Genomic DNA, 22028 nt, shown 5'->3' with positions numbered 1-22028 from the left:
GAGGACTGAGTACATGCAGAACGGCGACGAGCCGGACGCCCTGCCCGAGGGCGCGACCCTGACACCTGCGGCGGTGGCCCGACGACTAGGTGTGGCAGCCGCGACCCTGCGTACCTGGGACCGTAGGTATGGGCTGGGCCCGTCCGAGCACACGGCGGGGGCGCATCGCCGGTACACCGCCGCGGATGTGGCGCGATTGACCCAGATGCGTTCGCTCACCCTGGACGGGGTGCCGCCGGCCGAGGCCGCCCGGCTGGCCCGGGACGGGACGAACGGGCGACACCTGGCGGTGGTCCCCGCCCCCGCCCGGTCGAGCGAGGCCCAGGACGTGGAATCCGGCCGTGGCGACGAGCCGAGCGCCGCGCCCGCGGTGGCACCCAGTCCGACGGCGGTGATCGACGCCGCGCTGCGCGGGGACTCGGTGGCGGCCCGTGCGCTGCTCGCCCCCGGGGACGATCTGTCCCGCTGGTGGTCCGACCTGATCGTGCCCGCCCGCGCCGGGGTCGCGGCCCGCACCGTGCTGGCGCGTCCGGGGGACGAGCCGGACGAGGTGATCGTGGCCGCCGCCCTGGCCGCCCTGCGGGACCGGTTCAGCAAGGTGCCGCGCCATCCGTCCCGGCGTCGGGTGGTGCTGCTGTTCACTCCGCCCGGCGAACCGCGACCGTTGGAGCTGCACGTCCTCGCCGCCGCGCTGGCCGATCGGGGACTGGACGCCCGGGTGGTGGCGGGTCCGGCCGGTCAGACCCGGCTGGGGGAGATCGTCACCATGACCAGCCCGTCGGCGGCGGTGCTGATGTCCGAGCGCACCGATCCCGATCTGGACATCGTGGACGCGCTGTCCGCACAGCACCCCGATCTGATGCAGTTCGTGATGGTGCCCGACGTCGCCGCGGCGCAGGTACCGCTGGACCACCGGGTGCAGCGCGTGCGTTCGTTCGCGGGGGTGCTGCACGAGGTCGCCGCCGTCGCGGAGGGGGCGCCCGGCTCGGTTCGGTGAGCGTCCAGGACCTCCGGCCACTAACGTCCGGTCAGATCTGGCCGATACAGACACCATCGGCCGGATAGTCCGGTCGACGGAAGGCGGAAGTTGATGGCGGGCGTCGTGGTGTGCCACGGATCCACGACGGTGCGGGAGCGCATCGTCCTCACGGCGCTCGGCGTACCCGCCCTGGCACCGGTGCGAGCAGCAGGTTCGGTCGACGAACTGGTCACGCTGGCCCGGCGCATGCCGCCGACCATCGTGCTGCTGGACGCGCACCTGCCGTCGCCGGGTCCGGTGGAGGCGATCCGTCGCCTGCGCGCCATCCCTGCCCCGGCCACCGTCGTGATGCTGGCGGTGCCCGGTGACGAGATCGCCCTGGACCGCGCCATCGCGCTCGGTGCTCGGGGCTACCTGTCGCCGGACGTCGGTCGCGCCGAGCTGGCCGCCGTCGCCGCGCACATCCTGGCCGGGCCGGGTGGTCACGAGGGTCGCGGCGCCGACGGCGTCCCGGGTCAGGACGGTCTGGCGGCCGCCGCCACGGCGGCGACCACCGCGGTGCTCACCCCGGAGCTCCCGGCGCAGGCCAGCGGCGGACTGGGCGAGGTGCAGTTGACCAAGCGCGAGATCGAGGTGCTGGTCGGGATGAGCAACGGTCGCTCGAACGCCCAAATCGGCCAGGAGCTGTACCTGTCCGAGGACACCATCAAGACCCACGCCCGCCGGCTGTTCCGGAAGCTGGGTGCCGCGGACCGCGCCCAGGCGGTGGCGATCGGACTGCGGCGCGGCCTGATCCGCTGAGCCGTCCGAGGGGCTTCCGCGGGGCCGTATCATCGGGGAATGACCGACCTGGGTACCCCTGGCTCCGCACCTACTCACGACCCCTTCGGCTTCATCGGTCTCACCTATGACGATGTCCTGCTGCTCCCCGGCGAGACCGACGTCATCCCGAGTGAGGTCGACACCACCACCAAGCTGACTCGCGAGATCGAGTTGCGCATCCCGCTGGTGTCGGCGGCGATGGACACCGTCACCGAGTCCCGGATGGCGATCGCCCTGGCCCGCCAGGGCGGGATCGGCATCCTGCACCGCAACCTGTCGATCGCCGACCAGGCGCACCAGGTGGAGTTGGTGAAGCGCTCCGAGTCGGGCATGGTCTCCGACCCGGTCACCATCTCCCCGGACGCCACCCTGGCCGAGCTGGACGACCTGTGCGCCAAGTACCGGGTCTCCGGTCTGCCGGTGGTCGACGGCGACGACACCCTGCTGGGCATCATCACCAACCGCGACCTGCGGTTCGTGCCGGGCGAGGAGTTCACCACCCGCACCGTCCGCGAGTCGATGACCGCGCAGCCGCTGATCACCGGACCGGTCGGCATCGCCCGTGCCGACGCCGCCGCGCTGCTGGCCAAGCACAAGGTGGAGAAGCTGCCGCTGGTGGACGACGCCGGCCGGCTGCGCGGGCTGATCACCGTCAAGGACTTCGTGAAGTCCGAGCAGTACCCGCTGGCGACCAAGGACTCGTCCGGCCGCCTGTCGGTGGGTGCGGCGGTCGGTTTCTTCGGTGACGCCTGGGACCGGGTGACGGCTCTGGTCGACGCCGGGGTGGACGTCCTGGTGGTGGACACCGCCAACGGGCACGCCCGGCTGATGCTGGACATGGTGCGCCGGATCAAGTCGGACCCCGCGACCCGGCACGTCCAGGTGATCGGCGGCAACATCGCCACCCGCGAGGGCGCGCAGGCGCTGGTCGACGCCGGGGTGGACGCGGTCAAGGTCGGCGTCGGACCCGGCTCCATCTGCACCACCCGCGTGGTCGCCGGTGTCGGCGTGCCCCAGGTGACCGCCGTCTACCAGGCAGCCCTCGCCGCCAAGCCCGCCGGGGTCCCGGTGATCGCCGACGGCGGTCTGCAGTACTCCGGTGACATCGCCAAGGCACTGGTGGCCGGTGCCGACTCGGTGATGATCGGCGGGCTGATCGCCGGCTGCGACGAGTCCCCGGGCGACCTGGTCTTCGTCAACGGCAAGCAGTTCAAGCGCTACCGGGGGATGGCGTCGCTCGGCGCGATGCAGTCCCGTGGCGACCGGCGCTCGTACTCCAAGGACCGCTACTTCCAGGGCGATCTGAACGACGACGAGATCATCACCGAGGGCATCGAGGGTCAGGTGCCCTACCGCGGCCCGCTCGCCGCCGTGGCCCACCAGCTGGTCGGTGGCCTGCACCAGTCGATGTTCTACGTCGGCGCCCGGACGATGCCGGAGCTGCAGGAGCGCGGCAAGTTCGTCCGGATCACCCCGGCCGGGCTCAAGGAGTCGCACCCGCACGACGTGCAGATGGTCGCCGAGGCGCCGAACTACAGCGCCCGCTGAGCACACGCGAAGGGCCCCGGCGATCGGTCGCCGGGGCCCTTCGCGTGCGTGCCGTCAGTCCCGGAAGGTCTCGATCTGCGCGCCGAGCTCGACCAGCCGCTCCTGCAGCTGCTCGTAGCCGCGGGCGATGATGTCCACGTCGCGCAGCACGCTGGTGCCCTTGGCGGCGAGCATGCTGAGCAGGATCACCACCGCCGGGCGCAAAGCGGGCGGGCAGGAGATCTCGGCGCCGGACCACCGGGTCGGGCCCTCGACCTGCAGTCGGTGCGCGTCCAGCAGGCGCACCCCCGCACCGAGTCGGGTCAGGTCGGTCAGGTGGATGGCGCGACCGTCGTACACCCAGTCGTGCACCAGGGTGGTGCCCTCCGCGCAGGCGGCGATCGCCACGAAGAACGGCAGATTGTCGATGTTCAGCCCCGGGAAGGGCATCGGGTGCACCGTGTTGGCCGGGGCGCGCAGCTCACTGGGGAAGACGGTGACGTCCACCAGGCGGGTGCGCCCGTTGTGCGCGGTGTACTCGCCGGAGAGCTCGTAGCGCAGGCCCATCTCCGCGAGGGTGGCCAGCTCGATCTCCATGAACTCGATCGGCACCCGGCCCACGGTGATCTGTGACCCGGTGACGATGCCCGCGGTGAGCAGGCTCATCGCCTCGACCGGGTCCTCGGACACCGCGTACTCCACGTCGGCGTCCAGCTCGGCCTTGCCGTGCACCCGGAGGGTGGTGGTGCCGATGCCCTCGATCGTCACGCCGAGCAGCTCCAGGTAGAAGCACAGGTCCTGGACCATGTAGTTCGGGCTGGCGTTGCGGATGATCGTCAGTCCGTCGCGCCGGGCGGCCGCCATCAGGGCGTTCTCGGTGACGGTGTCGCCGCGCTCGGTGAGCACGATCTGCAGGTCGGTGCTGCCCGGGTCGGCCACGGTCGCGTGGTAGCGGCTGTTGGTGGCGGTGACCGTCAGCCCGAAGGGCCGCAGCGCGATCATGTGCGGCTCGACGGTGCGCGAGCCGAGGTCGCAGCCACCGGCGTAGGGCAGCTTGAAGTCGTCGAACTGGCTGAGCAGCGGGCCGAAGAACATGATGATCGACCGGGTGCGCACGGCGGCGTCCACGTCGATCGACTCCAGGTCCAGATCCCGCGGGACGACGATCTCCAGGTCGCGGCCGTCGGCGGACCAGGTGGCGCGCACCCCGATGGAGCGCAGCACCTCGACGATCCGGTCCACCTCGACGATCCGGGCGACGTTGCGGAGCTTGGTGGTGCCGCGGTTCAGCAGGCTGGCGCACAGCAGCGCGACGGCGCCGTTCTTGGAGGTGTTGACGTCGATCCGGCCGGACAGCTGGTGCCCGCCGGTGACCCGCAGGTGGGTGCGCTGGGGTGCGCCGACGGTGACGATGGGGGAGTCCAGCGCCGCGCCGATCCGGGTGAGCATGTCCAGGCTGAGGTTCTGGGTGCCCTGTTCGATCCGGTGCACGGCGGATTGGCTGGTGTTCAGGAGCTCCGCGAGCTGGGCCTGGGTGAGGCCGCGGTGGCGTCGTGCGGAGCGGACGAGCGAGCCGACGTGGGCCAGTTGCTCGGGCAGGGTGCGCACGGTCGGGATGGAACCGGTGGCAGGTGTGGTCGTCTGAGTCACGGGACGACCGTAACTCATGGATGAGATAGTGGCGACGCCTGGAAGGTGAAGATCCGGTGTCGGGCGCGTTTGCGCATATCAGAGGTGAGATTTCAGGCGATCAGGGTGTCCTGGATCGGCCGACCCTCGGGCGGTGCCGGGTGGGCGGGCGCGGCGAGGTGCCCGACCTCGGCAGCGGACGGGGTCCGCGGGGACGGCGTGGACACTGCGGGTGCGCCCGAGAGCGTCTGTGGTGTGGCAGGCACCGGCCATGCCGTGACGGCCCCCTCGCCGTCGTAGCCCTGCTGGGTCCGCCAGGTGTTGAACGCCTCGGCCCACGCACGGTGCGCGGTCACCTGGTAGTCGTGCAGCTCGGCCAAGGGCAGTTCGCCCAGGTGCGGGAACCGGTCGACGATCCGCTCCAGCACGTCCAGGGTGGCGACCACGTCGACGTCGGCGGTGTGCAGCTGACCGGTGTCGACCACCTGGTAGACGCCACACAGGTCGATCAGCTTGCGCTTGCCCTTGCGGTAGCGGTCCTCGGCGCGGTCCAGCACCAGGGGGTCGATCACCGGGACCAGCGCACCACCGAGCCGGTCGCTCACGGTCGGCAGCCGATGCCGTTCCAGCTCCGCCTCCAGCAGGCAGAGGTCGAAGGAGGCGTTGTAGGCGACCACGGGCACCCCGTCCCGCATCGCCTGCGCGATGGCCTCGGCGATCTCGGTCAGGGCACCGGCCGGGGCCACCCCGTGCTCCCGGGCGTGCTCGGTGCTGATGCCGTGGATCGCGCTGGCGGCCTCCGGGATCGGGACCCCGGGGTCGATCAGCCAGGTGCGGACCGTGGCGCCGTCCGCGTCCCGGCGGACCAGCGCGGCGGTCACGATCCGGTCGTGGTGCACGTCGACGCCGGTGGTCTCGGTGTCGAAGCCCAGCAGCGGGCCCTTGTTCCAGGTGGTCATCGTCCCCAGCATCCCTCGATTACCGCGCCAGCATCGCACCGGCCCCCGACACCCTCGGCGGATTTCGCCCGGCAGGTCGCGGATGCGGGATCCCGGTGAGCGACGCAGGGTGGAGGGGACACCGATCCGAGGAGGAGACATGGCTGACCTGACCGGTAAGACCGTCGCGTTCCTGACCAGCGAGCACGGCATCGAGGAGCCGGAGCTCACCACCCCGTGGCAGGCGGTGAAGGACGCCGGCGGCACCCCGGTGCTGGTGTCCGCGCAGTCCGGCACCGTCAGCGCGGTGAACAACGATCTGGACCCGGGCGGCACCTACCCGGTGGACAGCACCGTCGATCAGGTGAACGTCGCCGACCTGGCGGCGCTGGTGATCCCGGGTGGCACCGTGAACGCGGACACCCTGCGCACGCAGAGCGAGTCGGTGGCCCTGGTCAAGGACGTGCTCGCCGCCGGGATCCCGGTGGCGGCGATCTGCCACGGCCCGTGGAGCCTGATCGAGGCCGGGGTCGTCGACGGCGTCACCCTGACCAGCTACCCGAGCCTGGCCACCGATCTGCGCAACGCCGGTGCCACCTGGGTCGACCAGGAGGTCGTGGTGAGCGAGGTGGGCACGACCAGCCTGATCACCTCCAGGAACCCGGACGACCTCCCCGCGTTCAGCGCGGCGGTGGTCGAGGCCGCTGCCGGAGCCTGAGCACCACGGGCACTGTCACCGGTAGCCTGACCAGGTGAGCAACGAGATCGAGATCGGCCGCGGCAAGCGCGCACGCCGTGCGTACTCCTTCGACGACATCGCGGTGGTGCCCTCGCGGCGCACCCGTGACCCGGAGGAGGTCTCGGTCTCCTGGCAGATCGACGCTTACCACTTCGATCTGCCGGTGCTCGCCGCGCCGATGGACTCCGTGATGAGCCCGGACACCGCCGTCGCCCTCGGGCGGGCCGGTGGCCTCGGGGTCCTCGACCTGGAGGGTCTGTGGACCCGCTACGAGGACCCCGAGCCGCTGCTCGCCGAGATCCGCGACCTGGACGCCGCCGCCGCGACCGCGCGGATGCAGGAGATCTACGCCGCGCCGATCGACCCCGAGCTGATCCGGCTGCGGCTGGGCCAGGTCCGCGAGGCCGGGGTGACCGTCGCCGGCGCCCTGTCCCCGCAGCGCACCCAGGAGTTCTGGAAGGTCGTCGTCGACGCCGGGGTCGACCTGTTCGTCATCCGCGGCACCACCGTCTCCGCCGAGCACGTCTCGGGCCGCGCCGAGCCGCTGAACCTCAAGCGCTTCATCTACGAGCTGGACGTGCCGGTGATCGTCGGCGGCGCCTCCACCTACACCGCCGCCCTGCACCTGATGCGCACCGGCGCCGCGGGCGTGCTGGTCGGCTTCGGCGGTGGGGCCGCGCACACCACCCGCACCACGCTGGGCATCCACGCCCCGATGGCCACCGCCCTGGCCGACGTCGCCGCCGCCCGCCGCGACTACCTGGACGAGTCCGGTGGCCGGTACGTGCACGTGATCGCCGACGGCGGCGTGGGCCGCTCCGGCGACCTGGTCCGGGCGATCGCCTGCGGTGCCGACGCCGTGATGCTCGGCGCCGCCCTGGCCCGCGCCACCGACGCCCCCGGGCGCGGCTGGCACTGGGGCTCCGAGGCGCACCACCCCGATCTGCCGCGCGGCGAGCGGGTGCAGGTCGGCCAGGTTGGTGACCTGAACGAGGTGCTGTTCGGCCCGGGCAAGACCGCCGACGGCACCCTGAACCTGATCGGCGCCCTGCGCCGGGCGATGGCCACCACCGGCTACTCCGACCTCAAGGAGTTCCAGCGGGTGGAGCTGGTGGTCTCCCCGTACCAGCCGCGCTGACACCCGGCGGCGGTCCGGCGGGGGCGCGTAGCGTGGGGGCATGGTGCCGGAAGCCCTGCGCGACCCCGAGACCGATCCGCTGGCGACCCTGGTCCTGGAACCGGAGCTGCTGACCGACCTGGTCGCCCGCGCCCGGGCGACCGGCGTACTGGCCACGCACCATGCGCCGTGGACAGGTGCCCCGCTGGCGAGCCTGCCGCAGTCCACCCCGGCGGACCTGACGACCGCCGCTCGGGCGGCCCGGGTCGCGGGTCGGCGGTGGGCGGCGACCGATCACCGGCACCGGGCCCGGCTGCTGCGCCGGGCGGCGGACCTCCTGCTGGCCCGGCAGTCCGATGTGCTGGACCTGATCCAGCTGGAGAACGGGAAGGCCCGGGCGTCGGCGGTCGAGGAGGTCGCCGACGTGGTGCTGGGTGCCCGGTTCCTGGCCCGGAACGCCGGGCGGGTGCTGGCGGCGGATCGGCGACCGGGGTTGGCCGGGCCGTTGACCTCGGTGCGGGTGGCCCACGATCCGGCCGGGGTGGTGGGCATCGTCGCGCCGTGGAACTACCCGCTCAGCCTGACCCTCGGGGACGTCCTGCCGGCGGTGGCGGCGGGGAACGCGGTGCTGCTGCGCCCCGACCCGCAGACCCCGCTGACCGCGCTGTGGGCTGTCGAGCTGCTGGCGGACGCGGGGTTCCCGGCCGATCTGGTCCAGGTGGTGCTGGGTGACGGGCCGACGGTCGGGGACGGGCTGATCGACCACGTCGACCACCTCCTGTTCACCGGGTCCACCCCGACCGGCCGGATGGTGGCGGCGCGGGCCGGTGCGGCGCTGGTGCCGTCGACGCTGGAGCTGGGCGGCAAGAACGCGCTGTACATCGCCGAGGACGCCGACCCGGAGCTGGCGGCCGAGGGCGCGGTGCGGGCGTGCTTCGGCGGGACCGGGCAGCTGTGCATGTCCGTGGAACGGATCTACCTGCACCACGAGCTGCGCCGGGAGTTCCTGGACGCGTTCCGCCGCCGGGTGCGGGCGCTGCGGCTCGGCACCGGGCTGGACTACGGCTACGACGTCGGCTCGCTGACCGGCGCCGGACAGCTGGCCCGGGTGGTGGCACACGTCGAGGACGCGCTGTCGGCCGGTGCCCGGGTGCTGACCGGTGGGGTGCACCGCCCGGAGATCGGCCCCTTCGTCTACGAACCCACGGTCCTGACCGCGGTGGGTCCGCAGGCGCGGGTGCTGGCCGAGGAGACCTTCGGGCCGGTGGTCACCGTGCACGAGGTCAGGTCCGACGACGAGGCGGTCGCCGCGATGAACGACACGCCCTACGGCCTGCATGCCGCCGTCTGGTCCCGAGACACCCGACGCGCCCGACGGATCGCCGACCGGCTCCGGGTGGGCTCGGTGGACGTCAACGACGGGTACCAGATGTCGTGGGGCTCCTGGGCGGCGCCGCAGGGTGGGCGTGCGGCCTCCGGCTGGGGTGTGCGGCACGGGGCGGAGGGACTGCTGGCGCTGACCCGGTCCCGGACAGTGGCGGTGCAGCACGGGGTGCACCGCGGGCTGGGCCCGGGCCGGCTGCTGTCGACACCCGGGTGGGCGCCGCTGCTGCTGCGCGCGTTGGCGGCGGGTCGGCCTAGTGGGCCGCGGCGAGCTCCTGGACGGAGGTCTCCGGCGGGGGGATGAAGGCGACCTGGTTGCGGCCGCGTCGCTTCGCCTCGTAGAGCGCGGCATCGGCCCGCGCCGCCAGGACGGTGGCATCGTCCTGTGGCCCGGCGGCCACCCCGCCCATGCTCATCGTGACCCGCAGCCCGGGGGACAGGTCCTCCCACGGGTGCGCGGCGACCATGATCCGGATCCGCTCGCAGGCGGCCAGCGCGTCGGCGGGCGGGCAGTGCCGCAGCACCAGCACGAACTCCTCGCCACCGACCCGGGCCACCACGTCGCCCAGCCGCAGGCAGGCGGTCATGATCTGGCTCACCCGGCGGAGCACCTCGTCACCGATCGGGTGCGAGTGCTGGTCGTTGACGGCCTTGAACAGGTCGAGGTCGGCGACCACGTAGGCCAGATCGGGCTCCTCGAACCTGCCGTCCAGCACCGAGTCCAGCCCGCGCCGGTTCAGCAGCCCGGTGAGCGCGTCGTGCGCGGCGTCGTGGGCCAGGGACCGGTTCATCGCCGCCAGCTCCGCCGCGTGCTGGCGGGCCTGGTCGTGCGCCTGGCGCACCCGGTCGACGTCGAGCTGGGCGTTCACCAGGATGCCGCGTCGTTCGGCTGCCTGGTCGCGCTGCTCCATCACCGCCTCGTGGTACTGCCGGTAGGTGTCCAGGGCCGCGTGCAGGTCGTCCGCGTCCTCGTGCACCGACACCAGCTCGTGCAGCACGTCGGCCCGCTCCATCGGTCGCGACCCCTCGGAGAGCACCAGGGCGGAGGTGAGCGTCACCTCGGCGGCGGTCAGGTCGCCGAGCAGCCGGTGCAGGCGGCCGAGCGCCGCGTGGTAGCGGATGGTCAGGTAGCGGGCGGAGATCTGCGGCAGGGCCAGCGCGCACTCGTCCAGCACCCGCCGCGCCGCCGCGAGGTCGCCGTGGGCCATGTGCGCCCGGGCCAGACGGACCTGCCCCTCGGCGGCGAGCCGGGCGTTGCCCTCGGAGGCGCCGACCCCGACCGCGGTCATCGCGGCGGCGACACCCTGTTCGGCGAGTTGCACAGCCCGCTCGGCGAGCGCCCGCGAGCTGGTGGGATCGGTGTGCGACAGGGCCTCGGCGTCGTCGGTCGTCAGCTTGGCCAGACCGGTGAGGGTGGCGCAGGTCCCGTCCGGGCGGTCGACCTGCGGCCACAGCGACATGGCCTCGGTGAGCAGCTCGTAGGCCTTCTCCGGGAACCGACCCATCGAGATGTAGGTGTCGGCCAGGTTGTTCAGTGCGGCGGCCAGACCCTCCACGTCGCCGAGCTCGCGCCGGATGGACAGCGAGCGCTCCAGCAGCTCCAGCGCCGAGAGGTTGTCGCCGAAGCCGTTGTAGACCGAGGCCAGTCCCTGCAGCACCCGGCCCTCCCAGGCGCGGTGCCGGGACTGGGTCGCCAGTTCGAGGGCGCGCTCCATCGATCCCAGCGCCAGCGCGTCGTCGGAGAGCAGGTGGCGGGCCCAGCCGGAGAGGTACTCCAGCTCGATCTCCACCATGGTCTCGCCCTCGGCCCGCGCGCGCTCCAGCAGGCTGGGGACCAGTGCCACGCACAGGGCGGGCGCGGAGTCGCAGAGTGCATCCACCTGCGCCAGTTCGTGCCGCCAGTCCGTCGGGTCGGCCCCCTGAGCCACCCGAACAGTCGTCATACCGACATCATCGGTTCCCGGGTGAACCTGGTGGAGGTATCAAAAGGGTGAAGCGGGGCTGACCTGGCGGGAAAATCTCACACTCCGGACGACGACGGAGCCCGCCGCACCACGCGGGTGCGACGGGCTCCGAGGCAGTGACTCAGATGGTGGCGACCGCCTGGCGGGCGATCTCCAGCTCCTCGTTGGTGGGGTAGACCACGACGGTCACCGGGGAGTCGTCGGTGGAGATGATCGTCGGCTCCTTCTTGCGGCCCTCGTTGCGGGCCAGGTCGAGCTTGATGCCCAGACCCTCCAGGCCCTGCAGCGCGCCCGCGCGGACGATGTCGTCGTTCTCCCCGATCCCGGCGGTGAAGGCGATCACGTCCACCCGGCCGAGCTGGGCGTAGTAGTTGCCGACGTAGCCCTTGATCCGGTGGTAGTACACGTCGAGTGCGGTGCGCACCCGCTCGTCACCGGCGGCCACCGCGTCGTGCACGTCCCGCATGTCGGTGTAGCCGGACAGGCCGAGCATGCCGGACTTGCGGTTCAGCAGGTCGTCCAGCTGGTCGATGGTGTAGCCGCCCTGCCGGGACAGGTGGAACAGCACGGCCGGGTCGATGTCACCGGATCGGGTGCCCATCACCAGGCCCGCCAGCGGCGTCAGCCCCATCGAGGTGTCGATGCACTCCCCGCCGCGCACGGCGGAGGCGGAGGCACCGTTGCCCAGGTGCAGCACGATCGTGTTGGTCGAGGCCAGATCCTTGCCCAGCCAGCCGGCGACCTCGCGGGAGACGAACAGGTGCGAGGTGCCGTGGGCGCCGTAGCGACGGATCTTGTACTGGGCCGCCACATCCAGGTCCATCGCGTAGGTGTACGCGGCCGGCGGCATGGTGCGGTGGAAGGCGGTGTCGAAGACCGCGACGTGCGGGGTGTTCGGGAAGGCGGCGCGCGCCGCCCGGATACCGGCGGCGTTGGCCGGGTTGTGCAGCGGCGCCAGCGGGGACAGCTCCTCGATCTGGGCCAGCACCTCGTCGGTCACCAGGGCCGGGCCGTCGAAGACATCGCCACCCTGCACGATCCGGTGGCCGACGGCGGCGAGCTCGGACTCCTGGATCGCCGGGCCCTGCTGGGCGAAGGTGTCCAGCACCAGCCGCATGCCGACCTCGTGGTCCGGGATCGGCTGCTCCAGCTCGGTCTTGCCGTTCGGCCCCTCGTGCTTGAGCTTGCCGACCTCCAGGCCGATCCGCTCGATGATGCCGGAGGCGAGCGCGTCGCCGGACTCGACGTCGACCAGCTGGTACTTGATCGACGAGGAACCGGAGTTGATGACCAGGACGTTGTTCACTTCGTGCCTTCCGAGGACGTGCCCATTGCCTGGGCCTGGATCGCCGTGATGGCGACGGTGTTGACGATGTCCTGCACCAGGGCGCCCCGGGACAGGTCGTTGACCGGCTTGCGCAGACCCTGGAGCACCGGGCCGACCGCCACGGCACCCGCGGACCGCTGCACGGCCTTGTAGGTATTGTTACCGGTGTTCAGGTCGGGGAACACGAAGACCGTCGCCCGGCCGGCCACGGCCGAGTCCGGCAGCTTGGTCTGGGCGACCGAGGCGTCCACCGCGGCGTCGTACTGGATCGGACCCTCGACCGACAGGTCGGGGCGGCGCTCGCGGACCAGCTCGGTGGCGGCGCGGACCTTGTCCACGTCGGCGCCCGAGCCGGACTCACCGGTGGAGTAGGACAGCATGGCGATCCGCGGCTCGATGCCGAACTGGGCGGCGGTCTCGGCGGAGCTGATCGCGATGTCGGCCAGCTGCTCGGCGGTGGGGTCCGGGTTCACGGCGCAGTCGCCGTAGACCAGCACCCGGTCCTCCAGGCACATCAGGAACACGCTGGACACCACGGAGACGCCCGGCACGGTCTTGATGATCTCGAAGGAGGGCTTGATGGTGTGCGCGGTGGTGTGCGCGGCACCGGAGACCATGCCGTCGGCCAGGCCGAGCTGCACCATCATCGTGCCGAAATAGCTGACCGAGGACACGATCTCCCGGGCGCGCTCGACGGTCATGCCCTTGTGCTTGCGCATCTCGGTGTACTCGGCGGCGAACCGCTCCAGCAGCTCACCGGACTTGGGGTTCAGGATCGTCGCGTTCGCCAGGTTCAGGCCGAGCTCGGTGGCCCGGGCCCGGATCGACGCCTCGTCACCGAGGATGGTCAGGTCGGCGACCTCACGCTGCAGCAGCGTGGAGGCCGCGCGCAGGATCCGGTCGTCGCTGCCCTCCGGGAGCACGATGTTCTTGCGGTCCGAGCGGGCCCGGTCGAGCAGCTCGTACTCGAACATCAGCGGGGTGACGACCTCGGAGGACGGCACCTCCAGGGCGGCCAGCGCCTCCTCGGCGTCGGTGTACTTCTCGAACAGGGCGAGCGCGGTGTCGACCTTGCGCTGGGAGTCGGCGGTCAGGCGGCCCCGGGTGCTCGCGGCGGCGCTGGCCGAGCGGAAGGTGCCCAGCTCGGTGCGGATGATCGGCAGCCGGGAGCCGAGGCCCTCGACCAGGCGCTCGATCACCGGCGCGGGGGTGAAGCCACCGTTGAGAATGATGCCGGACAGCGAGGGGAAGCCGTCGGCCGAGTGCGCGGTCAGCAGGCCGAGCAGGATGTCCGCCCGGTCGCCGGGGGTGATCACCACGACGCCGTCGGCGATCCGCTCCAGCAGGTGCTCCATCGACATCGCGCCGACCAGCACCTCGGTGGACTCGCGGGACAGCAGCTCGGGGTCACCGCCGACCAGGGTGCCGTCCACCGACTCCATCAGCTGGCCGACGGTCGGGGCGACCAGGAACGGGTCCTCGGGCAGTGCCCAGGCCCGGGTCAGCGCGGACAGCTCGGTCCGGACCGACTCGACCGACTCCGGGTCGCAGCGGTTGGCGACCACGGCGACGACCTGGGCGTGCGCCGCCTCCAGCTCGGTCAGCGCGACACCGGCGACCTGGCGGACCTCCTCCGGGGTGCGGTGCTGGCCCTTGACGCACAGCAGCACCGGGGCACCGAGGTTCGCGGCGATCCGGCCGTTGAAGCCCAGCTCGGCGGGGCCGACCACGTCGGTGTAGTCCGAGCCGACGATCACGACCACGTCGCACTGCCGGGCGACCGCGTGGTAGCGCTGCACGATGGTGGCGAGCGCACCCTCCGGGTCGGCGTGCACCTGCTCGTAGGTGGTGCCGATGCAGTCGTTGTAGCTGAGGTCGACGCCGTCGTGCGCCAGCAGCAGCTCGAGGACGTAGTCGCCCTCGTCGGTGGACCGGGCGATCGGCCGGAAGACCCCGACCCTCTGCACGGTGCGGGTGAGCAGGTCGACCAGGCCGAGGGCGACCGTGGACTTCCCGGTGTCACCCTCCGGGGACGTCACGTAGATGCTGCGGGCCACGGGGATGGCTTCTTCCTCTTCGGGGGCGCTAGGTGGTGGGATGAATTCTGCCGGACCGGCGGCGGTGACCGCGACGCGCACGGTGGTGGCGGTGGTCACCTCGGGCGTGAGGCAGCCCACAGGACGGCCGGCGCGGGGACCTACGTCCTGAGACGCCGATGGCCCGCACCGGTGTGGTGCGGGCCATCGGCCTCATGCCTTACTCGTTGTCACCACCGGTGGCCGCGGTGTTCTGCTGCGGGCCGCCGATCTCGGTGCCGGTCTCGCCGGCGTCCGGCCAGACCCAGTCCCGCACCTCGGGCAGGTCCTCGCCGTGCTCCCGGGTGTACTCGTGGGCGTGCAGACGGGCGTCGACCATCCGCTGCCGCAGCCCGGCGTACTTCGAGCCCAGCGACGGCGTCTGGTCGATCACGTCGATCACCAGGTGGAACCGGTCCAGGTCGTTCAGCATCACCATGTCGAAGGGCGTGGTCGTGGTGCCCTCCTCCTTGTACCCGCGCACGTGCAGGTTCTTGTGCCCCTTGCGGCGGTAGGTGAGGCGGTGGATCAGCCACGGGTAGCCGTGGTAGGCGAACACGATCGGCTTGTCCGTGGTGAACAGGGTGTTGAAGTCCCGGTCCGACAGGCCGTGCGGGTGCTCGCGCTCGTCCTGCAGCCGCATCAGGTCCACGACGTTCACCACACGGACCTTCAGGTCCGGCAGCTCGCGGCGCAGGATGTCGGCGGCTGCCAGCACCTCCAGGGTCGGCACGTCACCGGCGCAGCCGAGCACCACGTCCGGGTCCTCGCCCTCGACCTCGGTGCCCGCCCAGTCCCAGATGCCCAGACCGCGGGTGCAGTGCGCGACGGCCTCGTCCATCGTGAGGAAGTTCGGCGCGGGCTGCTTGCCGGACACCACGACGTTCACGTACTGCCGGCTGCGCAGGCAGTGGTCGTAGGTGGACAGCAGGGTGTTCGCGTCCGGCGGCAGGTACACCCGGACGATCTCGGCCTTCTTGTTCACCACGTGGTCGATGAAGCCCGGGTCCTGGTGGCTGAAGCCGTTGTGGTCCTGACGCCAGACGTGGCTGGACAGCAGGTAGTTCAGCGACGCGATCGGCCGCCGCCACGGGATGTGGTTGGTGACCTTCAGCCACTTGGCGTGCTGGTTGAACATCGAGTCGACGATGTGGATGAACGCCTCGTAGGAGGTGATCAGGCCGTGCCGACCGGTGAGCAGGTAGCCCTCCAGCCAGCCCTGGCACTGGTGCTCGGACAGCATCTCCACCACGCGGCCGAACCGGGCCAGGTGGTCGTCGATGTCGGTCGGCAGGTACTCGGCGTTCCACTGCTTGTCGGTGACGTCGAACACCGCCTGCAACCGGTTGGAGGCGGTCTCGTCCGGGCCGAAGATCCGGAAGTTGTCCGGGTTCCGGCGGATCACCTCGGTGAGGTACTTGCCCAGCTCACGGGTGGCCTCGGAGATCGAGCCACCCGGCACCGGCACCTCGACCGCGAAGTCCCGGAAGTCCGGCAGCCGCAGGTCCTTGAGCAGCAGACCACCGTTGGCGTGCGGGTTGTCGCTCATCCGCAGCGTGCCACCCGGTGCCAGGGAGGTGATCTCCTCCTTGACCGCGCCGTTCTCGTCGAACAGCTCCTCCGGGCGGTAGGACTGCAGCCAGCTCTCCAGCACCTCCAGGTGCTCGTCGGTGTCCCGGGCGCTGGCCAGCGGCACCTGGTGCGAACGCCAGGACGCCTCGACCTGCTTGCCGTCGATCACCGGCGGGCAGGTCCAGCCCTTCGGGGTCTTGAAGATGATCATCGGCCAGGACGGGCGCGACTCGTCACCGGCGGCGGCCCGGGCCTTGATCTCCGCGATCTCGTCCAGGACCTCGTCCAGCAGCTTCGCGAACCGGGTGTGCACCTCGATGTGGTCCTCGCCGTCGAACCCGCCGACGAACAGGTGCGGCTTGTGCCCGTAGCCGCGCATCAGGTCGAGGAGCTCCTCCTCGGGGATGCGGGCGAGCACCGTCGGGTTGGCGATCTTGTACCCGTTCAGGTGCAGGATCGGCAGGACGACGCCGTCCTTGGCCGGGTCGATGAACTTGTTCGAGTGCCAGGAGGTCGCCAGCGGGCCGGTCTCGGCCTCACCGTCACCGACCACCGCCGCGACCAGCAGGTCCGGGTTGTCGAAGGCGGCGCCGTAGGCGTGCGACAGTGCGTAGCCCAGCTCGCCGCCCTCGTGGATCGACCCGGGGGTCTCCGGCGCGACGTGGCTCGGGATGCCGCCCGGGAAGGAGAACTGCCGGAACAGGCGGCGCACGCCCTCGGTGTCGTGGGTGATGTCCGAGTACACCTCGGAGTAGGTGCCGTCCAGGTACGCGGAGGCGACCAGACCCGGGCCACCGTGACCCGGCCCGGTCAGGTACAGCGTGGACTGCTCGCGCTCCGCGATGACACGGTTCAGGTGCGCGTAGAGGAAGTTCAGGCCCGGCGTGGTGCCCCAGTGGCCCAGCAGACGCGGCTTGACGTGGTCCTTGGTGAGCGGCTCCCGCAGCAGCGGGTTCGCCAGCAGGTAGATCTGGCCCACCGACAGATAGTTCGCCGTCCGCCACCAGGCGTCGATGCGTCGGAGTGTCTCGTCCGAGACGGGCTGGCCGGAGCCGGTCCGCCAGGTCTCGAGCGGCGACGTCGTCGTGCTCATGCTGTCTCCCCGTAGTTGGATTCGGGCCCGGCCGCCCCCGGTCGGGCATTCCCAGCATCGTGGCGCGATCCGTCACGAGCCGGGACGTCAGACCCAGGCCGACCCCGACCGCCTGCAAGCGGTCACTCGCCATCAAACCCCATGTGACCAGGGGATGCACCCGTCCGGGTGAGGAACCGTGTGACCTGCGTGGTCGCGGCCCGCGCAGCGGCAGCGGCGGCCCGCGCCGGGTGCGTGCGCCGCGGCGCCGGGCGGTCCGGGTGGGCCGGTTGCGCCGTGCGGGCCGGTTGCGCCGGTTGCGTCCGCGCGGCGAGGTGCGGCCTCCGGGCGCGAGTTCGGCACTCCCGCCCCGAGGTCGCGAACTGAGCTGCCGACCTCGGGGCGGAGGTGCCGAACTCGGCGGCGGGGTTGGGCTCGGGGCGGGGTCGGGCTGGGGTCGGCGTGGGGGCGGGCGGCTGGGGCGGGGTTGGGGAGGGCGGGGTCGGGGATGGGTCTGGCCGGGTACCGTGAGGTGGTGTCCGAGCCGCAGACCGACGACCGACCCGACGCCGGGCCGCACGCCGCCGAGCCGGGCGCTCCTGCCGACGACCTCGGCCCCCGGCGCTCGCTGTGGGAGGTCGCCCGCACACCGCGGATGATCGGGCTGCTGATCCTGTTCCTCGCCGCCGCCGCGGTCTGCGCGCGACTGGGCATCTGGCAGCTCGACCGGGCGGAGATCCGCGGGGCCGCCGCCGCACAGGCAGCCCTGGAGCAGACCGAGGCGGCGACCCCGGTGCCGATCGACGACCTGCTCGCACCGCAGAGCAGCTTCGACGGGGCGCTGGTCGGCCGCCGGGTGATCGCCACCGGGACGTATGAGCCCGACGGGCAGCTGCTGGTCGGCGACCGGGTGCTGCACGGTCAGACCGGCTGGCTGGTCCTGACCCCGCTGCGCACCGACTCCGGGGCCGTGCTGCCGGTGGTCCGCGGCTGGGCCGCCGACCCGGACTCGCCGACCCTGGCGGTGCCGGAGGGCGAGGTCACCGTCACCGGCTTCCTGCAGGCGTCCGAGGACTCCGGCCAGGCCCCCGACGCCCTGCCCGCCGGGACCACCGACTCGATCTCCTCCGCCGAACTGCTCGGGGTGTGGGGCGGACCGATCTGGACCGGGTACGCGGTGTTGTCCGAGTCCGACCCGGCCCAGTCCGCCGACCTGGAGCTCCTCGGTCCGCCGACCCGCTCCGGCACCGGGCTGAACATCCAGAACCTCGGCTACGCGGCGCAGTGGTGGGTGTTCGGCGGCTTCGCGGTGTTCCTGTGGATCCGGCTGGTGCGAGACGAGCGGCAGCGCGCGACGGGGACCGACCCGTTCGCCGAACTGGACGAACGGGCCTGACCCCGGCTCACTCCCGCTGCCAGGACTCCCACAGGCTGGCGTAGTCGCCGCCGGCCGCGACCAGGTCGTCGTGCGATCCGATCTCGGTGATCCGGCCACCGTCCACCACCGCGACCCGATCCGCGTCGTGGGCGGTGTGCAGGCGGTGCGCGATGGCGATCACCGTGCGCCCCTCGAGCACCGAGGACAGCGAGCGCTCCAGGTGCCGCGCAGCCCGCGGGTCGATCAGCGAGGTCGCCTCGTCCAGCACCAGGGTGTGCGGGTCGAGCAGCACCAGCCGGGCCAGCGCGATCTGCTGCGCCTGGGCCGGGGTGAGGGCAGCGCCGCCGGACCCGACCGCGGTGGTCAGGCCGTCGGGCAGCGCCGCCACCCAGTCCCAGGCGTCGACGGCACGCAACGCGCGTTCCAGCGCCTCGTCGTCGGCCTCGGGGTCGGCCAGGCGCAGGTTGTCCGCCAGCGGGCCGACGAACACGTGGTGCTCCTGCGTGACCAGCGCGACGTGGCCGCGCAGCTCGTCCAACGGCAGGTCGACCAGCGGCACGTCACCGACGGTGACCCGGCCGCCCGTGGGCGGGTGGATGCCGGCCAGCATCCGACCCAGGGTCGACTTCCCGGCACCGGAGGGGCCGACCACGGCCAGGCGTTCGCCGTCGTTCAGCTCCAGGTCGATGCCGTGCAGGACGTCATGACCCTCGCGGTAGGCGTACCGCACCTGCGTGGCGCTGACGTGTTCGCCCTCGGGCCGCGCGGCGCCCTCGGTGCGGTCGGGTCGCACGTCGCCGACCCCGATGATCCGGGCCAGCGAGGTGGCGCCGACCTGGATCTCGTCCAGCCAGAAGATCAGCTCGCCGACCGGGTTGATCACCTGGATCGCGTACAGGGCGATGGTGGTGACCGCGCCCACGGTCGCGTGCCCGGTGGAGACCAGGAACGCGCCCCAGATCAGCACCGCGACGGTGGGCAGCACGAAGGAGGTGTCCACCCCGGGGAACAGCACGGTGCGCAGCTTCAGGGTGTAGCGCTCCGCCTCGAACGCCTCGCGCAGGTCCCGATCCAGTCGCCGCCGACGCCGGGCGCCCAGGCTCAGCGCGTCGACGGTGCGGGCGCCTTCCACCGACTCGGTGATGGTGCCGTTGATCGTCGCGTAGGCGGCGGACTCGCGCAGGTAGCCCTTCGCCGCCCGCCGCAGGTACCAGCGGGTGACGGCGATCAGCAGGGGCGTACCGGCGAACAGGCCCAGGGCGACCAGCGGGTTGGTCAGCAGGGCGGCGATGACGGTGAGCAGGGTGGTGGCCGTGGTGACCAGCAGCCGGGGGACACCGAAGCGCACGGTGTACTGCACCCGGTCGATGTCGGTGGTGGTGCGGGCGACCAGGTCCCCGGTGCCCGCCCGTTCGACGGTGGACAGCGGGAGCCGGGTGACGGTGGTGATGAACTCCTCGCGCAGGTCGGCGAACACCGTCTCGCCCAGCACCATCGCCGCACGCTGGGCGTAACGGATCAGCACGGTCTGGGCCAGCACCGCGATCACCAGGATCAGGATCGTGCGGTCGGCGGTGGCCGTGGTGGTACCGGCCTGCACCGCGTCCACCAGGCGGCCGAGCAGCCAGGGCCCGGCGAGTCCGGCGGTCGCCGCCAGCACGTGCAGGATCACCACAACGGACAGCGACCGGCGGTGGCGGCGCAGCAACGCGGCGGTGTGACGGCGCAGCGTCGGGGAATCAGCGACCGGCAGTCGCATGGTCGGTCACCTCCTTCGAGGCATCGTCGTCGTCGGCCCGGGACACCACGCGGCGGTAGCCGGGGTGCTCGGACATCAGGGTGCGGTGCGGGCCGGTCACGGTGACCCGACCGGCTTCGACCAGGGCGACCTCGTCCACCGTGTCCAGCACGAGGGGACTGGCGGAGACAATCACGGTGGTGCGCCCGCGCCGGTGATCGGCCAGTCGCTGGGCGATCCGGGCCTCGGTGTGCGCGTCCACGGCGCTGGTCGGCTCGATCAGCACCAGCACCTCGGCGTCGGTGAGCAGGGCGCGGGCCAGGGCGACCCGCTGGCGCTGCCCGCCGGACAACGACCGGCCCTTCTCCTCGACCTCGCCGTCCAGACCGTCCGGCACCGAGTCGAGCACGTCCCCGGCATCGGCCACCTGCAGCGCGGTGAGCAGCTCCGCCCGGGAGGCACCGCCACGCACGTCCAACTCCTCGGACAGCAGCCCGGTGAACAGGTGCGGGGTGGACTCCGCGACCACGATCCGGCCACGGACCTCGCTCAGCCCGAGCTGACGCAGCACGGTGCGGCCCCAGCGCACGTCGGACAGGCCCTCGTCCTCGCCGCCGTGCCGGCCCAGCCGCAGCGCGATCCGCGCGGACTCGTCCGGGTCGGCGCCGACCACGGCCAGCAACCGACCGGGTCGCACCACCAGGCCCGAGCGCTCGTCCACCAGCTCCTGGTCCACGGCGGGGGAGTCGGCGGGGGTCGCCGGGTCGTCGTGACCGGCCACCGGGACCCGGAGCACGGTGAGGATCTTCCTGGCGCCGACCACCGCTCGGGTGACCACCCGGATCGCCTCGCTGGCAGTCCACAGCGGCTGGGTCAGGAAGGCTGCGAAGCCGTAGAACGACACCAGCTGACCGGGGGTGATGTCCCCGGCGATGGCCAGCCGGGCGCCGGCCCAGACCACGATCGCCAGGAACAGGCCCGGCAGCAGTGTCTGCAGCGCGTCCAGGTAGGACTGGGTCTGCGCGACGGCGACCCCGGTGCGGCGGACCTGCTGCGACTGCTCGCGGTAGCGCCCGCTGAACACCTCCTCGCCGCCGATGCCGCGCAGGATGCGCAGGCCGGAGACGGTGTCGGCACCCAGGGTGGTCAATCGGCCGGTCGCCTCGCGCTGGGCGGCCTGGCGGCGCTGCAGCGGCGGCACCAGCAGGGACAGCACGGCGACCACCACCGGCAGGCCGAGCAGCACCAGCAGGCCCAGCGGCGGGGAGATGGTCAGCAGGACGACGCCGAGGGTCAGGTAGGCGACGATGCCACCGATCAGCCGCGGCAGGATGTGGAAGACCTCACCCATCCGCAGGGCGTCGGAGGCCACCGTGGCGACCACCTCACCGGTCGGCAGCGTCTCGGTCACCGCGTCCCCGGTCCGGGTCACGTGGTGCCCGATCTGCTGGGAGGAGGCGAAGGCGGCGCGCAGCCAGTTCTCCACCTCCAACCGGTGGCCCCAGACGTTCGCGCCGACCTGCACCATGCCGAGCGCGAACAGCAGCAGACAGCCGGACCACAGCCCGGCGGTCAGCCCGTGGCTCAGCCCGTCGTCGACCACCATCCCGAGCGCGAGCGGCTGCATCGCACCGGCGACGTTGCCGACGATGGACACACCCGTGGCGCCGAGCAGCACACCGAGCTGGCGGACACTCAGCCAGCGCAGGTAGGCCCACGGTCCGGTGAGCGGCGGTCGCCCGGGTTCGGGCAGCGGAAGAGATCGCAC

Annotated in this window: 15 protein-coding genes; 7 read left to right on the top strand and 8 right to left on the bottom strand. The window is 72.1% G+C overall.

The genetic code is table 11. The features are described from left to right. Positions 1 to 13: 13 nt before the first annotated feature. The 3 genes from HGK68_RS12720 (at position 14) to guaB (ending at position 3349) form a co-directional block, all read left to right on the top strand. Entirely contained in the window at positions 14 to 997 is a 984-nt protein-coding gene (locus tag HGK68_RS12720; protein ID WP_169166302.1) for a MerR family transcriptional regulator, read from the top strand. A 93-nt stretch (positions 998 to 1090) separates the two neighbouring features. Further along, positions 1091 to 1780, top strand: coding sequence for a response regulator transcription factor (locus tag HGK68_RS12715; RefSeq protein WP_169166301.1), 690 nt, complete (start codon positions 1091 to 1093; stop codon positions 1778 to 1780). 39 nt (positions 1781 to 1819) lie between these two features. Continuing rightward, positions 1820 to 3349: an IMP dehydrogenase gene (gene guaB, locus HGK68_RS12710; protein ID WP_169166300.1), complete on the top strand. Its 1530-nt coding sequence runs from the start codon at positions 1820 to 1822 to the stop codon at positions 3347 to 3349. 54 nt (positions 3350 to 3403) lie between these two features. Here guaB and HGK68_RS12705 read toward each other — a convergent pair whose 3' ends face one another. Next, positions 3404 to 4996: a helix-turn-helix domain-containing protein gene (locus HGK68_RS12705; RefSeq protein WP_169166299.1), complete on the bottom strand. Its 1593-nt coding sequence runs from the start codon at positions 4994 to 4996 to the stop codon at positions 3404 to 3406. A gap of 74 nt (positions 4997 to 5070) precedes the next feature. Next, positions 5071 to 5916, bottom strand: coding sequence for an exonuclease domain-containing protein (locus tag HGK68_RS12700; protein WP_343036895.1), 846 nt, complete (start codon positions 5914 to 5916; stop codon positions 5071 to 5073). Between the two features lie 139 nt (positions 5917 to 6055). On the opposite strand from HGK68_RS12700, the gene HGK68_RS12695 reads away from it, so the two are divergent. The 3 genes from HGK68_RS12695 to HGK68_RS12685 are packed head-to-tail and all read left to right on the top strand — an operon-like array spanning position 6056 to position 9438. Next, positions 6056 to 6613 carry a type 1 glutamine amidotransferase domain-containing protein gene (locus HGK68_RS12695; RefSeq protein WP_169166297.1) on the top strand — a complete coding sequence of 186 codons (558 nt, stop codon included), beginning with the start codon at positions 6056 to 6058 and terminating at the stop codon, positions 6611 to 6613. Positions 6614 to 6647: 34 nt separating this feature from the next. Continuing rightward, positions 6648 to 7772 carry a GuaB3 family IMP dehydrogenase-related protein gene (locus HGK68_RS12690; protein WP_169166296.1) on the top strand — a complete coding sequence of 375 codons (1125 nt, stop codon included), beginning with the start codon at positions 6648 to 6650 and terminating at the stop codon, positions 7770 to 7772. Positions 7773 to 7812: 40 nt separating this feature from the next. After that, a complete protein-coding gene (locus tag HGK68_RS12685) occupies positions 7813 to 9438 on the top strand; it encodes a succinic semialdehyde dehydrogenase (RefSeq protein ID WP_169166295.1) in 1626 nt (541 codons plus the stop codon). Here the strand turns inward: HGK68_RS12685 and HGK68_RS12680 are convergent. From HGK68_RS12680 to HGK68_RS12665, 4 genes are all read right to left on the bottom strand, one after another. Further along, positions 9389 to 11077 (bottom strand): tetratricopeptide repeat-containing diguanylate cyclase, encoded by a 1689-nt coding sequence (locus HGK68_RS12680; protein ID WP_169166294.1) that lies wholly within the window; start codon positions 11075 to 11077, stop codon positions 9389 to 9391. The genes HGK68_RS12685 and HGK68_RS12680 overlap by 50 nt on opposite strands. A 142-nt stretch (positions 11078 to 11219) precedes the next feature. Further along, positions 11220 to 12404 (bottom strand): acetate/propionate family kinase, encoded by a 1185-nt coding sequence (locus HGK68_RS12675; RefSeq protein WP_169166293.1) that lies wholly within the window; start codon positions 12402 to 12404, stop codon positions 11220 to 11222. After that, positions 12401 to 14482, bottom strand: a complete 2082-nt coding sequence (gene pta, locus HGK68_RS12670; RefSeq protein WP_169166292.1) for a phosphate acetyltransferase — start codon at positions 14480 to 14482, stop codon at positions 12401 to 12403. Before pta ends, HGK68_RS12675 begins: the two co-directional genes overlap by 4 nt. Positions 14483 to 14681: 199 nt before the next feature. Beyond that, positions 14682 to 17165, bottom strand: coding sequence for a phosphoketolase family protein (locus tag HGK68_RS12665; protein ID WP_169166291.1), 2484 nt, complete (start codon positions 17163 to 17165; stop codon positions 14682 to 14684). A 514-nt stretch (positions 17166 to 17679) separates the two neighbouring features. Between HGK68_RS12665 and HGK68_RS12660 the strand changes: the two genes are divergently transcribed. Beyond that, positions 17680 to 18540: an SURF1 family protein gene (locus HGK68_RS12660; protein ID WP_246260365.1), complete on the top strand. Its 861-nt coding sequence runs from the start codon at positions 17680 to 17682 to the stop codon at positions 18538 to 18540. 7 nt (positions 18541 to 18547) lie between these two features. On the opposite strand, the gene HGK68_RS12655 is transcribed toward HGK68_RS12660, so the two are convergent. Then, positions 18548 to 20281 carry an ABC transporter ATP-binding protein gene (locus tag HGK68_RS12655; RefSeq protein WP_169166289.1) on the bottom strand — a complete coding sequence of 578 codons (1734 nt, stop codon included), beginning with the start codon at positions 20279 to 20281 and terminating at the stop codon, positions 18548 to 18550. Continuing rightward, positions 20262 to 22028: an ABC transporter ATP-binding protein gene (locus HGK68_RS12650; RefSeq protein ID WP_169166288.1), complete on the bottom strand. Its 1767-nt coding sequence runs from the start codon at positions 22026 to 22028 to the stop codon at positions 20262 to 20264. The genes HGK68_RS12655 and HGK68_RS12650 overlap by 20 nt, the downstream gene beginning before the upstream one ends.

The sequence above is a fragment of the Cellulomonas taurus genome, from assembly GCF_012931845.1.
In the GTDB taxonomy this organism is placed as follows: domain Bacteria; phylum Actinomycetota; class Actinomycetes; order Actinomycetales; family Cellulomonadaceae; genus Cellulomonas; species Cellulomonas taurus.
The sequence above is the reverse complement of the archived record's forward strand: the minus strand, read 5'-3'. Positions and strand labels throughout refer to the sequence as shown.